Annotated in this window: 10 protein-coding genes; 3 read left to right on the top strand and 7 right to left on the bottom strand. The window is 74.0% G+C overall.

From position 1 onward, the window contains the following. Positions 1-67 precede the first annotated feature (67 nt). On the bottom strand, positions 68-2,746 hold the full coding sequence (locus ACIPM1_RS29330) for an ATP-binding protein (RefSeq protein WP_402439666.1): 2,679 nt from the start codon (positions 2,744-2,746) through the stop codon (positions 68-70). Positions 2,747-3,051: 305 nt separating this feature from the next. On the opposite strand from ACIPM1_RS29330, the gene ACIPM1_RS29325 reads away from it, so the two are divergent. Then, complete coding sequence (locus ACIPM1_RS29325; protein ID WP_402439664.1) at positions 3,052-4,032, top strand: DUF2510 domain-containing protein; 981 nt, start codon at positions 3,052-3,054, stop codon at positions 4,030-4,032. Between the two features lie 155 nt (positions 4,033-4,187). Here ACIPM1_RS29325 and ACIPM1_RS29320 read toward each other — a convergent pair whose 3' ends face one another. Beyond that, positions 4,188-4,802 carry a TetR/AcrR family transcriptional regulator C-terminal ligand-binding domain-containing protein gene (locus ACIPM1_RS29320; RefSeq protein WP_356190370.1) on the bottom strand — a complete coding sequence of 205 codons (615 nt, stop codon included), beginning with the start codon at positions 4,800-4,802 and terminating at the stop codon, positions 4,188-4,190. A gap of 204 nt (positions 4,803-5,006) precedes the next feature. Here ACIPM1_RS29320 and ACIPM1_RS29315 point away from each other — a divergent pair, with 204 nt between their 5' ends. Beyond that, positions 5,007-5,990, top strand: coding sequence for a phosphatase PAP2 family protein (locus ACIPM1_RS29315; protein ID WP_402439662.1), 984 nt, complete (start codon positions 5,007-5,009; stop codon positions 5,988-5,990). Then, complete coding sequence (locus tag ACIPM1_RS29310; RefSeq protein ID WP_402439661.1) at positions 5,987-7,012, top strand: hypothetical protein; 1,026 nt, start codon at positions 5,987-5,989, stop codon at positions 7,010-7,012. The genes ACIPM1_RS29315 and ACIPM1_RS29310 overlap by 4 nt, the downstream gene beginning before the upstream one ends. 7 nt (positions 7,013-7,019) lie before the next feature. Here the strand turns inward: ACIPM1_RS29310 and ACIPM1_RS29305 are convergent, their stop codons facing one another. The 5 genes from ACIPM1_RS29305 to ACIPM1_RS29285 form a co-directional block, all read right to left on the bottom strand. After that, positions 7,020-7,841 carry a phospholipid scramblase-related protein gene (locus ACIPM1_RS29305; RefSeq protein WP_356190376.1) on the bottom strand — a complete coding sequence of 274 codons (822 nt, stop codon included), beginning with the start codon at positions 7,839-7,841 and terminating at the stop codon, positions 7,020-7,022. 52 nt (positions 7,842-7,893) lie between these two features. Then, positions 7,894-9,945: a phosphocholine-specific phospholipase C gene (locus ACIPM1_RS29300; RefSeq protein WP_402439658.1), complete on the bottom strand. Its 2,052-nt coding sequence runs from the start codon at positions 9,943-9,945 to the stop codon at positions 7,894-7,896. A 449-nt stretch (positions 9,946-10,394) separates the two neighbouring features. After that, positions 10,395-11,609 (bottom strand): Rieske 2Fe-2S domain-containing protein, encoded by a 1,215-nt coding sequence (locus ACIPM1_RS29295; protein ID WP_402439657.1) that lies wholly within the window; start codon positions 11,607-11,609, stop codon positions 10,395-10,397. 179 nt (positions 11,610-11,788) lie between these two features. Further along, positions 11,789-12,460: a GntR family transcriptional regulator gene (locus ACIPM1_RS29290; protein WP_402439655.1), complete on the bottom strand. Its 672-nt coding sequence runs from the start codon at positions 12,458-12,460 to the stop codon at positions 11,789-11,791. Positions 12,461-12,504: 44 nt separating this feature from the next. Beyond that, positions 12,505-13,506, bottom strand: coding sequence for a proline racemase family protein (locus ACIPM1_RS29285; RefSeq protein ID WP_402439653.1), 1,002 nt, complete (start codon positions 13,504-13,506; stop codon positions 12,505-12,507). Positions 13,507-13,520 lie beyond the last annotated feature (14 nt).

The following is a 13,520-nucleotide window of genomic DNA, read 5'->3' as shown; positions in this document are numbered from 1 at the left end:
ATCGGCCCGGGTCCGCGACGCCCGGCACGGCCTGGTCCGGGATCCGACCTGATCCGAACGAGGCCCGCTAGCGCAGCCCGCTCGCGGACTCCAGCACCTTTCGCGCCCGGGCCGCCAGGCCGTCCGCGCCGCACGAACGGGCCAGCGCCAGACCGCGGTTGAGTTCGGTGGCGGAGCGGGCGAGGATGCCGTACTCGACACGGGCGGCGGCGTGCTCGTACTGGCAGGGGGAGGCCTCCAGGTAGGCGACGGCCTGGGCGGCCAGTCGCACCGCGCGCTGGCCGGTCTCCAGGGCCGCCGCGCAGCGCAGGGCCTCGCCGATGGCGGTGTCGGTGCCGAAGCGCTCGGCCTGGCGGCGGACGTCGGCGGCCAGCCGTCCGGCCCGCGCCGGGTCCTCGGTCGCCAGGGCCAGGGCGAGGTCGACCGCCCAGGGCACCATCACCGGGTTGAGGTGGCCGCGCACGGCCGCCGCCTTCTCGGCGGCCTCCAGTTCGTTGATGCCGTCCTTGGTGCGGCCGACGGCGAGCAGCAGCCGGCCGCGCACGGAGCGCGGGTCGGGGATGACGATGGTCGTGGGGTAGGGCGGGGCGAACCCGTACCGCTCGGCGATCTCCCATGCCTCCTCGACGTGCCCGCGGGCGATCAGGGTGTCGACGAGGTTGCAGGTCGCGGTCCAGTACAGGGGCAGTCCGCGGCCGACCCGCTCGGCGAACCGCAGGGACTCGCGCAGGGAGGCCTCCGCCTCCTTCAGCCGGCCGCGCCTGCGGTGGCCGAGGCCGACGTAGGCGTGGGCCAGGGCGAGGTGGCCGCCGCTCCAGCCGGCGGTCTCGTAGGCGCGCAGGGCCTCGTTGTAGAGGGCGTCGGCGCGGTCCAGCCGGTCGCAGTAGGCGTAGGCGCTGGCCAGCATCAGCAGCAGCTCGATGCCCCACTCGGGGTCGGTCCAGCCGAGGCCGGGGGCGAGGCGGCCGTTGACGAGGGCGCGGTCGCACAGTGCGACGACCTCCTCGGCGCTCTCGCCGTGGGTCATGGCGTCGAAGCCGCGCAGGATCAGCAGGGCCCGCTCGGGGTTGTCGCGTCCGGTGCAGCCGGCGGCGAGGCGGGCGAGCCGCTCGGAGCGGTCCGGCGAGCTCGACTCGCCCGCGTGGATGCCCTCCCACATGAACTGCACGGCCTGCAGCCGCAGCCGGGTGGGCCCCGGTTCGTGGCGGGCGGCCTCCGCCTCGACCGTGCGGACGGCCTCCTCCAACTGGTCGTTGTGGAGCAGCGCCTGGGACAGGCGCCAGACGGCGTCCACCCGGGTGTCGCCGTCGAGTCCGGGCATGCTCAGGGCCCGTTGGAGGTGCTCGATGGTGCGGGCCGGCGCGGTCAGCAGGGTGGCGCAGCCCAGTTCGTACAGGACGCGGGCGTGGATCTCGGGGACGGGCGGTTCCAGCAGGGCCCGTTCCAGGCAGCGGCGGGCGGCGTCGGGGGCGCCCACGGCGAGGTGTTCGCGGGCGGCCAGGCGCAGTTGCTCGACGAGTTCCTCGTCGTCGTCCGGGTGCACCTGGAGCAGGTGCCGGGAGGCCGCGGCGGCCCCGAGTCCGCAGTCGGCGACGACCTGGGCGGCGATGCCGTGCATGGCGGTGCGCAGGGCGTCCGGGATGGAGTGGTAGACGGCGCTCGCGATGAGCGGGTGGACGAACTCCAGGTCTCCGTCGCCGCCCCGGGCCCCGGCCGGGTCGGGCCTGGTCAGGATCCGGGCGCCGCGCAGCAGTTCGGCGCAGCGGGCGGCCTCGTCGCGGCCCATGGTGGCGAGCCGCGCGACCAGGTCGACGGTGATGCCGGTGCCGAGGATGGCGGCGGCCCAGGCGAACCGGGTGGCGTCGATGCCCAGGTCCTCCAGGCGGGCGACGAGGCCGCCGCCGCGGGCCGAGCGGTTCAGGGCGCGCAGTTCGCCGGCGCGGGCCTCGACCGGTTCGATCTCGCTGTCCTGGCACTTGGCGAGCAGTTCTACGGTCTCGTAGGGGTTGCCGGCGGTGACGGCCCACACCTCGCGGCAGAACGCGGCGTCCGCGTGCGGGCCGAGGGTGGCGCGGGTGAGACCGGCGGTGGCCTGCGGGGTCAGGGCGTTGAGGGTGCTGATGCCCGCGGCCGCGCCGACCGCCGCGAGATGGCGGCCGCTGTCGCCGCCGACGTCCCCGGGGCGGCGGGTCACCACGACCAGCACGGACAGGTCGTCGAGGCGCTCGGCGAACGCGGCGAGCCAGCGCAGGGTCTCCTGGTCGGCCCAGTGGGCGTCGTCGATCAGCAGCACGAGCGGCCACTCGCGCCTGGCGAGGCGGCGCACCGCGGCGACCAGCCCGTCGCACACGCCCTGCGGGTCCGCGTGCCGGTCGCCCGGTTCGGCGATGCCGAGGGCGGGGCCGGCGATGTCGTACCAGTCGCCGAGGTACTCGCGCGCCTCCTCCGGCATCAGCGACAGGAGCGCCGGCTGGAGCAACTGGCGTACGACGTTGAAGGGGACGGACCGGAGGGTCTCGCCGCTGCGGGCCGACCAGACGGTGCAGCCGCGCCGCTCGGCCAGGCGTCGGGTCTCCGTCAGCAGGGCCGTCTTGCCCAGTCCCGCCTCGCCCTCGAAGAGCAGCAGGCTGCCCGAGGACGACCGGTCGGCGCACAGGGTGTCGACCGCGCGCAGGACGGCGGCGACTTCCTCGTCTCGCTCCCACAGGGAAGCCGAGGCGGCCGCACCCGGCCCTACCTCCGTCATCCCGCTACCTCCCCAAGTCGCCCGAACGACGTACAGAACTCGAGAGTAGTCGTCGGGCCGGGGAAGTGGAGGGCGCTCCGGCCACCTGTTGCCATGACGGGTGACGGACGGTGCGGACGGACGACGCGGCGGGTCCCGCGACCTGCGCGGCGGGCGGCCGTTGCGTCAACAGGCCCTGGACGGGCGCTGGTTCGGTTGCCGCGCCGGGGCCGGGCGGGGACGTCGCCCGACCCCGCGGGCCGGTGCCTCCACGCGAACCCGGGTCCTCTCATCCGGCTTTCACCGACACCTCATACGGTGGGGGCATGACGCAGGTGACTCCTCCCGGGTGGTACCCCGACCCCGGGCAGACGAAGGACGGTCCCGCCACCGAGCGCTGGTGGGACGGCACGGCTTGGACGGACCGGACCCGCGCCGCGGGGACGGCCGCCGCATGGGGTCCCCCGGCGCAGGCGCCGGCCGCCGGGGCATATCCCGGATACCCGGCGTATCCGGCGCAGCCGCGGACCACGCCGCGCCGCGGCCTGCGCACGGGCGTCGCCGTGGCGGCGGCCGCGGCGGTTCTGGCCAGCATCGGGATCGGCGTGTTCGCCCTGGCCGCGCACGGCGGAGGCGGCGGCGACCGGGCGGGGTCCCGGCAGGGCCCGGGCGGCCGGGGCGGGCCCGGGGAACCCGACGGCCGGGGCGACCCGTTCGGCGGCTCGGGCGGGTCCGGCGGCCGTTCGCCCGGCCCCGGCGAGTCCGAGGCCCCGAAGATCCGCAGCGGCTCGGTCACCGACCGGCTCAGCGGCATCAGCCTTCCCGTCCCCGGGGGCTGGTACGGCCAGCAGCTGACCGCGGGCGCCCAGGTGACGTCGGACGACGCGTACAAGTGCCCCGGCGACACCTCCAAGACGTGCACCAAGGGCGGTGCGTACTCGGCGCCCGCCCTGCTCCTGGGCACCCGGGGCAGCACGGCCGAGGAGGTCGCGAAGGCCGACATAGCGGCCAACGCCCGCGAGTCCTACGGCGGCAAGACGTACGGCTCGATCACCTCGCACCAGGTGCTGGCCTCCGAGGGCGTCACCGTGGCCGGGCAGAAGGGCTATCTGGTCCGCTGGAAGGCGGTCACCGGCAAGGGCGCCGACGGCTACGTCGAGTCGCTGGCCTTCCCCTCGCCCGCGGACTCACGGCGGATGATCGTCGTCCGCTTCGGTGTGGACGTCGGGCAGAAGCAGTCCGTCATCGACGAGATCACCAAGGGCATCAAGGTGGCCACGGGCGGCGGAGACGGCCGGAACGTGTGACCGGCGCGCCCGCCCCCGCGGCACACATCGGCCGGGCGGGGTCCCCCTCCGCTCCAGAGGGACCCCGCCCGGCCTGGGGTGCGCGCCGCCCCCGTCCCCACGGTGCGGCGCGGTCAGGTCGCCGTCCCGTCATCCCGTGGACGGCGGCCTGAGTCTCAGGTGAGGCCGAGCGCCGGCAGCACGGCGGCCTCCACGAACCGGACCAGGTAGTCCGGGTCGGCGTACTTCCCCTCCAGCACGGGCCGGACGCGCAGCACACCGAACATCTGCACCGGCACGAACTCCAGGGCGGGATGACCGGCGGGCACCTCCCCGCGTTCGACCCCGCGCCGCAGGATCTCCCGCAGGGCGGCGATCTCCGGCTCCACGAGTGTCTCGCGCAGCGCGCACCTCAGCTCCGGGTCCTGCGTGATGGCGTGCCCGAGCGCCTCCACCAGCCTGGTGTCCTTGCCCGACCACTCCCCCGCGGCCCGCGCGGCGCACCGCAGGTCCTCCGCGAGCGAGCCGGTGTCGACGCCGTCGAAGCGCGACCGGCGGTCGGAGCGCAGCGCGGCCGCGACGAACTGCGGCTTGGTCCTCCACTGCCGGTACAGCGTGGACTTGCTGCAACGGGTGCTCGCGGCGACGCCCTCCATGGTCACGGAGTCGTAGCCGCACTCGCGGATCTGGTCGAGCACGGCGTCGAAGAACTCCTGCTCGCGCTCGGGCGTCAGTTTGGAGCGGCGCGAGGCGACGACCGGTTCGGGTCGGTCCGCGGCCTGCGACGTCATCGCTCATCCCCTCGGTCGGCGTCCGGCGGGCCGGGCGGCCCGCCCCCAGTGTGGCGCACATCTATCGATACGGCAGTGTACCGGTACCGAACCGTATCGGTACACTCGCGTATCGGTACGCTACCGTATCGATGCCCGTCCGGCCCGTACTCGGGGCCCGGGCACGCACCACCACACGCACCACCGTCAGCGAGGGGGCCGGGGATGACCGCCCGTACCGAGGCCGCCGGGACACCGGGGGCGATTCCCCGTACCGGGGCCGCCGAGGCGGTCGGGGGCACGAACGCCCGGGCCGCGTTCACCGGCGAGCCGATCCGGGCCACTGCGGCCGAACCGGTCCGGGGCGCGAACGCCCTGGCCGCGGCCGACGTGGCGGAACCCGGCGCACCCGCGCGCCCTCCGCTCGTCCGGGAGTTCCTGCTCGTGGCGGGCCTCTTCCTCGTCTACAAGCTCGGCCGGCAACTGGCGGCGGGGCACACCGCCGAGGCGTTCCGCGACGCCCACCGGGTCTGGGACCTGGAGCGGGCGCTCCACCTGCCCGGCGAGGGCGCGCTGCAGTCCCCGCTGCTGTCCGGCGGCCTCCCGGCGCACCTCGCCAACACCTACTACGCGGCCGTCCACTTCCCGGCCACCGCGGCCTTCCTGGTCTGGCTCTACCTGCGGCGTCCCGCGCACTACGTCTGGGCCCGCCGGGTCCTCGCCGTGGTCACGGCGGCGGCCCTGGCGCTGCACCTGGCGTTTCCGCTCGCCCCGCCCCGGATGCTCGGCGCGGCGCACCTGGTGGACATCGCGCGCGTGTACGGGCCGTCGGTGTACGGACCGCCGCGCGGCGACCATCTGTCGAATCAGTTCGCGGCGATGCCGTCGCTGCACTTCGGCTGGGCGCTGATGGTGGCGGCCGGGCTGATCGCGGCCACCCGGTCCCGGTGGCGCGCGCTGTGGCTGCTGCACCCGCTGGTGACACTGCTGGTGATCGTGGGCACGGCGAACCACTACTGGCTCGACGCGCTCGTGGCGGCGGCCCTGCTCGCCGCGGCCCTGACGGCGGTCCGCCCACCGCACCGGACGGAGGCTCCGGCAACCCCGACGGCCTCGGCAGCTCCGGCGACGGCGACGGCCCTGGCGGCACGCGGTCCCGGGCAGTTCGGGCCGGCCGCGGCGAACGCCCTGGCGGGGGCGGGCCGATGAGCGCCACGCTGCTCGCCGTGCTCGTGTCGCTGTTCTCGGCCGTCGCCTACGCGGCCGCCGCCGTCGCCCAGGAGCGGCTGGCCCGGCGTGACGCCGGGGCGGGCGCCGGGCGGCTGCTGCGCTCCGGCGACTGGTGGTCGGCCGTGGCGCTGAACGGGTCGGCGGCCCTGCTGCACGTGGTGGCGCTCCGGTACGGCCCGCTGGCCGTGGTGCAGCCGTTCGGCGCGCTGACGCTGGTGGCCGCCGTGCCCATGGGGGCCCGGACGGCCGGGCGGCGGGTGAGCGGGACCGAGTGGCGCGGCACGGCCTGCACGCTCCTCGGACTCGGCGCGCTGCTCCTCTCGGCCTCCGGGCCGGCGCCCGAGCAGGTGCTGAGCCCGGTGCAGGCGGTGGCCGTCGCCGGCGGCACGGCCGCTCTCATCGGCGCGCTGTCCCGGCCGGGAGCGCGGCCGGGCCTGCGGCACGCGACCGCGTCCGGCGTCGCCTCGGGTGTCGCCTCGGCCCTGACGCAGACGGTCACGGTGGCCGCCACCGACCATTCGGGGCCGCTGCTGAGCGTGCGGGTGGTGCTGGTGGCGCTGCTGGTCGCGGCGTTCGCGACGAGCGGGCTGCTGCTGTCGCAGACCGCCTACCGGGCCGGCCTCGGCGCTCCGCTCGCTGTGGTGACGCTGGCGAACCCGGTGGCGGCGGCGCTGATCGGGCTGACCCTGCTCGGCCAGGGCCTGTCCGGCGGCACGACGGGCGTCCTGCTCGCCCTGGCGGGGGCGGTGCTCGCCGCCGCGGGTGTGGTGCTGCTCTCGCGGGCGGCGCCCCGGCCCGAGCGGCCCGAGGCGGCGCCGCGGCCCGTACGGACCGGGACGGCGGGACGGGACGCGTCGGCACCGTACTCCGCGGCGGAACGCGGCAGCGGCCCCGAGGCGCACCCCGTGGCCGCTGTTCCGACCCTGGAACCGGAACCGGCGTCGCAGCAGAAGGTGGTGCTGCCCCGGCCCGCCGGGCCGGGGCGTCTCACACGGCTGTGACCGCCCGTCAGCCCAGGCCGCGCGAGTCCTGCTTGAGCGCGGTGTCGACGGTCAGCGCCGTCGCCACCACCAGGCTCAGCAGCGGCTCGGGCAGCTGGAAGTGGATCTGCAGGACGTAGTTGTCGGCCGTGGTGAACATCGTCTTGGCCAGGCCCTCCCAGGTCTTGGTGATCCGGGCGACCTCGTTCTGGGCGTGGTCGACGATCGCGAAGTTCCAGGCGCGCCAGTTCTCCGCCTTGATCGCGCCGACCTGCTGGCCGTTCGCGTTCATCGCGAAGTTGATCTTGCCGAAGACGTTCTGCTGGACGATCTCGCCGACGACGGAGCCGTCCGGACGGGACACGACCACCCGGGACTTGAATATCTTCGCGGGCCGGGTCAGCAGCAGCTGCGGCCGACCGTAGGAGTCGCGGATCTCCAGCTTGTGCGTCATGAACTGGTCGAGGCTGGAGACGAACCGGAGGATCTTCTTCAGTGCGCTCTGACCGACCTCGGTGACCGCGCCGATCTGATTGCCGTTCTGGTCGAAGACCTTGTACTCGTTGGTCAGCTCGATCAGCTTGGCCTTCTGGTTCACCACCAGCACGGGCTCGCTGAAGAGGGAGCCGCCGCCGACGCCGCTCGGGGCGACACCGGCCTGCTGCTGCACCTGGCGCTGCACGCGCGCGTCGGGACCGGCCTGCTGCTGCGGCATCTGGGGCGTGCCCTGGACCGGCTGGCCGGCGTGGGTGTGCTCGGTCCACTGGGAGCCGTCCCAGTAACGCAGCGTCTGGGACGCCCCGTGCGGATCCGGGTACCAACCTGCAGGTGTGTTCGAATGCGTGGTCACCGGGGCACACTACCGTGAGTCGGCCGGAAAGACACCGGCCCCGAGGGGCACGTCATCCGGTCGCGATCGCCGGGTCGCTCACCCCCGGACGCCCGTTCTCGACATGTCCGGCGAACCGCCGCAGATACGTCGCGTCCGCCTCGGAGGTGACCTCCAGGTCGTACCAACGGCTGCTCGCCGTCAGGTCGAAGAGCTGCTTCACCGTGGCGCCGGAGCGCACCGTCACCGTCCGCGACGCGCCGCCGTAGCCGCTGGTCACCTTCAGCCGCACCGTGGCCGCGCCCTTGTTGGTGAAGGTGAGCTCGACGTCGTCGCCGGTGTGCCGGGCGGTGACCTCGGGGCCGGCCACCGCGCCGGGGCCCTTGAAGACGCGCAGGAAGCCGCCGGGGCCGTGCACGGTCAGGTCGTGGGAGCCGCCGGAGTACGCGGAGTTCCAGGTGTCGGAGACCGTCTTGCCGGCCTCGGCCGTGTACGTCCACGGGCCGTCGGCGCGGTTGCCGGAGGTGACGAGGAAGACCGCACCGGCGTGCGCGCCGGAGGCGAAGGTCAGCGTGAGCTTCCCGGCCGCGGTGTCCGCCGAACCGTCCACGACGGGCGCGTACTTGAGGGGGCGGGTGGGCCGGTGGCCGCTCTCCTGGCGGGGCAGCACCGGGTGGGCGGGCGGGGTCGGGACGTAGTCGGGGTGGCGGTCGTGGTCCGGCGGCCGGTAGCCGGAGGTGTCCGGCAGCGAGACCGGCCGGGTGTCCGTGCGGGAGAAGTCGAACGCCGAGGTCAGGTCACCGCAGACGGCGCGGCGCCAGGGCGAGATGTTCGGCTCGTGCACGCCGAAGCGGCGCTCCATGAACCGGACGACGGAGGTGTGGTCCAGCGTCTCGGAGCAGACGAACCCGCCCTTGCTCCAGGGCGAGACGACGAGCATCGGCACCCGCTGGCCGAGTCCGTACGGGCCGGGGACGTGCGCGCCGTCACCCGGGAAGACGTCCGGGCCGACGTCGACCGTCGACCTGCCCTGCGCGGCGGAGGCGGGCGGGAAAGGCGGAGGCACGTGGTCGAAGAAGCCGTCGTTCTCGTCGTAGGTGACGAACAGGGCCGTCTTCGCCCACACCTCGGGGTTGGAGGTGAGCGCGTCCAGGACCTGGGATATGTACCAGGCACCGTAGTTGGCGGGCCAGTTGGGGTGCTCGGTGAACGCCTCGGGGGCGACGACCCAGGAGATCTGCGGCAGTTCGCCGTTCTTGGCGTCGGCCCTGAGGCGGTCGAAGTACCCCTCCCCCTTGCGGGCGTCGGTGCCGGTGCGGGCCTTGTCGTAAAGGGGGTCGCCGGGCTGGGCGTTCTGGTACTGCTTGAAGTAGAGCAGGGAGTTGTCGCCGTAGTTGCCGCGGTAGGCGTCCTCGATCCAGCCCCAGCCGCCGGCGGCGTCGAGGCCGTCGCCGACGTCCTGGTAGATCTTCCAGGAGACGCCCGCCTTCTCCAGCCGTTCCGGGTACGTCGTCCAGCTGTAGCCCGCCTCGTCGTTGCCGAGGACCGGGCCGCCGCCCTGGCCGTCGTTGCCCGTGTATCCGCTCCAGAGGTAGTACCGGTTGGGGTCGGTGGAGCCGATGAACGAGCAGTGGTAGGCGTCGCAGACGGTGAAGGCGTCGGCGAGGGCGTAGTGGAACGGGATGTCGTCCCGGGTCAGGTACGCCATCGTGGTGGACGACTTGGCGGGCACCCACTGGTCGTACTTGCCCTGGTTGAAGGCTTGGTGTCCGTCGTTCCAGCCGTGCGGGAGGTCCTGGAGGAAGGCCAGCCCCAGGTCGTCGGCGTCGGGGTGGAAGGGCAGCACGTCCTTCGTGCCGTCCGACTGGTGCCAGACGGGCTTGCCGTTCGGCAGGGTCACCGGGCGCGGGTCGCCGAAGCCGCGGACTCCGCCGAGGGTGCCGAAGTAGTGGTCGAAGGAACGGTTCTCCTGCATGAGGACGACGATGTGCTCGACGTCCTCGATCGACCCGGTGCGGTGGTTCGCGGGCAGTGCGACGGCACGTTCGATGCTGCCGGACAGCGCCGTGAGGGCCGTCGTGGCGCCCGCGAGCTGGAGAAAGCGGCGCCGGTTGACTTCGGACATGGGTGAGGGACCTCTCATCCTGACGTACGGATGGCCGGTGCAGGGGGGACTGCGCGGAGCGAGTGTTCCAAGCGCATCGAACGGGAGGGAAGGGTCGGATTGCGCCCATGTGAAGCTCGGCGGTACGTGAGGTGCGCGAGCGCCCGCCCTCGCGGAGCCGGCACGACCAGGTCTTCCGGAGGCCCCGCAGAAGGCACCAGGACCCCCGAGCGCACGGCTCGCGTGCCCGATCGCTCCCCCTGTGCCCGTCGGCTGCGACATCCCCCACGGCGGCATCGCCGCGCTCGCCCCCGGCACCCGGCTCCGCACGCAGGGCTGTCCACCGGACGTCGGACCGCCGGGGGCTGAACCCCTCTGACCAGCCTTCTCACGGCGGAAGTCGGGGGCGTCCTACATCACCGAGGCGGTGGGCCGGAACCGGACGTCCGCCGAACGGCCCCCGCCCGCGCTCACACGCCCGGCTGGTCCACGGAGGGCCCCGCAGCGGCGGGCGTGCCCGGTCCTGCCGGATGGTGGCCGGGCGCCGACGCACGGCCGTCGCCCGAGACCGGGCCGCAGAGGGCAGCCCGGGGGCGCAGCGGCACACCGTTGGCGCGCAGCACCTCGCGCACGTCCAGGATCAGGGGGAAGACCTCGTGGTTGCGGTCCTCGCCCTGTTCCTCCCACGCCCGTTGCTCGGCTTCGACGGCCATGCGGTCCTCGGCGAAGACGCGCTCGGTGAAGCGCCTGATGAGCGGCCACGCCAGGTGCAGCACGCCCGGAATCCCGGGCTTCTCGATCATGAGGAGGCCGTAGACGTGACACCGGCGCTGCTCGGCGTCCTCGGGCACGTACGCGGTCCACAGGCGGAAGGCCGGGCGTTCGGCGTTCTCCGGAACCAGGTCGAGTGTCTGGTACGGGTAGTCCGTGCGGATGGTCATCACATCGGCGGAGTCGCTGCCCCCGATGCCCTCCCCGGCCAGCAGGCCGGCGCCGCGGTTTCGCTTCCCTCCGGCGTGGGTGAACAGGTACTTCGCCTCCACCGAGCGCTCACCGGTGCGGTACTCCAGCAACTCGGGGTGGAGCCTGCCGACGACGCCGCGGTGGAGGAACTGGTGGTTCATGTCGAGCAGGTTCTCGTGCATGAACGAGTAGTGGCAGCGCACCGTCCGGGAGAAGGTCATGGTCCGGTACTTCGGCGAGCCGAACGCCGGCAGCTCGGGCGGCCGTGTGACCGCCGCCTTCTCCGGATCGCCGGGGAAGACGAACACCAGGCCGTACGCCTCGTGGACGGGGTAGCCGCGCACGCCGCGCGGCGGGCGGCCGTCGCCCTTGGAGAGGTACGGGATCTGCGAGATGCGGCCGTCGCCGCGATAGGCCCAGGCGTGATAGCAGCAGCGGAGGGTCTCGCCCTCCACGACCCCCATGCTCAGCGGCACCTGCCGGTGGGCGCAGCGGTCCTCCAGCGCGTGGACGGCACCGCTCCGCCCGCGGTAGAGCGCGATCCGCTCGCCGGCGAAGGTGGTCGCGATCACCCGGCCGCTGCGCACCTCGCCGGACCGCGCGACCGGGTACCAGAAGTCGGGGTTCGCCCCCACACGCCTCAGGTCGACGATGCCGGAGCCGGGATCGCGGCGCCCGTTGCAGCGGCCGCCCGTAGCACCCTCGGAGTCTGTTTCGGTCATGCCTCTCCCTTGCCGAGGGAACACCGGCGTGGACAGTCGCGCGTCAGCCCGGGCGTCACCGACTCGCCGGTGCGGCAGGTCCGGCCCCCTCCCATCCTGGAGGATGTGGCCGCCCCTGTCGTGTGCGGCACGCCCGGAGGGTTGAGCGGGCCGGGCGGGCCCGAGAGCGGTCCTCGCTCTCAGGGGGCGGCCCAGAGTCCCCGCACGTGCCCGAGGTGGCGGGTCAGCACCGTCCGCGCGGTCTCCTCGTCCCGGGCGAGCAGCGCGTCCAGCAGGTCCAGGTGCTCCTCGGCCGACGCCTGGAGCCGCCCCTGTTCGGCCAGGGAGGTCAGCCCGTAGAGCCGGGAGCGCCGCCGCAGGTCGCTGACCACGTCGACCAGGTGGCCGTTGCCCGCGAGGGCCAGCAGACCGAGGTGGAAGCGCAGGTCCGCCTCGACGTACGCGATGAGGTCGCCGGCCGCCGCCGAGGTCACGGTCTCCCGCGCCACGGGCCGTAGCGCCGCCAGGTCGCCGGGGTCGGCGGTGGTCGCCAGTGAGGCCGTGGTCGGGATCTCTATCAGGGCGCGGACGTGGGTGTACTCGTCGAGCTGCCGCCCGGAGACGGCGGTGACCCGGAAGCCCTTGTTGGGGACGGTGTCGACCAGACCCTCCTTCGCGAGGTCGAGCATCGCCTCGCGCACCGGTGTCGCGGAGACCCCGAAGCGGGCGGCGAGGCCGGGCGCGGAGTACACCTCGCCGGGACGCAGTTCGCCGGTGATCATCGCGGCCCGCAGCGCGTCCGCCACCCGCTCCCGGTAGCTGGGCCTCCTGCCGCCCAGCGCGGGCAGTGCGGGGCCGTGCTGCGGTGCCATGGGGTCGTCCTCCTCCTCGATCACCGGCACATTACCGGTGCGGCCTACAGGACGAACCCGGCCGGGAAGGGGTCCTCGGGGTCGAGGAGGTACTGGGCGGTGCCGGTGATCCAGGCGCGGCCGGTGAAGCTGGGCAGCACCGCGGGGCGTCCGGCCACCTCCGTGGTGCCGAGCAGCCGGCCGGTGAACCGGGTGCCGATGAAGGACTCGTTCACGAACTCGGTGTGCAGGGGCAGTTCGCCCCGCGCGTGGAGCTGTGCCATCCGCGCGCTGGTGCCGGTGCCGCAGGGCGAGCGGTCGAACCAGCCGGGGTGGATCACCATGGCGTGCCGCGAGTGGCGTGCGGTGGCGCCGGGGGCGTACAGGTGGACGTGGTGGCAGCCGCGGATGGACGGGTCCCCCGGGTGCACCGGCTCTCCTTCGGCGGCGACGGCCTCCATCAGGGCCAGTCCGGCGGCGAGGATGTCGTCCTTGCGGGCGCGGTCGAAGGGCAGGCCGAACTCCGACAGCGGGGCGATGGCGTAGAAGTTCCCGCCGTACGCGAGGTCGTACGTCACCGTCCGCCCGTCCGGCAGGGTGGCCTTCCGGCCGAGCCCGACGGCGAAGGACGGGACGTTGCGCAGCGTCACGGCCCTGGCGGCGCCGTCGCGTACGTCGACCTCGGCGACCACGGGGCCCGCCGGGGTGTCCAGCCGGATGGTGGTGACCGGTTCGGCCACCTCGACCATCCCCGTCTCGACCAGCACGGTCGCCACGCCGATCGTGCCGTGTCCGCACATCGGCAGCCAGCCGGAGACCTCGACGTAGAGGACACCCCAGTCGCAGTCGGGGCGGGCCGGCGGCTGGAGGATCGCCCCGCTCATGGCGGAGTGGCCGCGCGGTTCGTCCATCAGCAACCGCCTGACGTCGTCCCGGTGTTCGCGGAACCACAGCCGCCGCTCGTTCATGGTCGCTCCGGGCACGGCGCCGATCCCGCCGGTGACGACGCGGGTGGGCATGCCCTCGGTGTGCGAGTCGACGGCGTGCAGGACGAGTCTGCTGCGCATGAACGTCCGCCCTT

Origin of the sequence: Streptomyces sp. NPDC086766, assembly GCF_044746005.1 — a bacterium.
Taxonomy (GTDB): Bacteria; Actinomycetota; Actinomycetes; order Streptomycetales; family Streptomycetaceae; genus Streptomyces.
The sequence above is the reverse complement of the archived record's forward strand: the minus strand, read 5'-3'. Positions and strand labels throughout refer to the sequence as shown.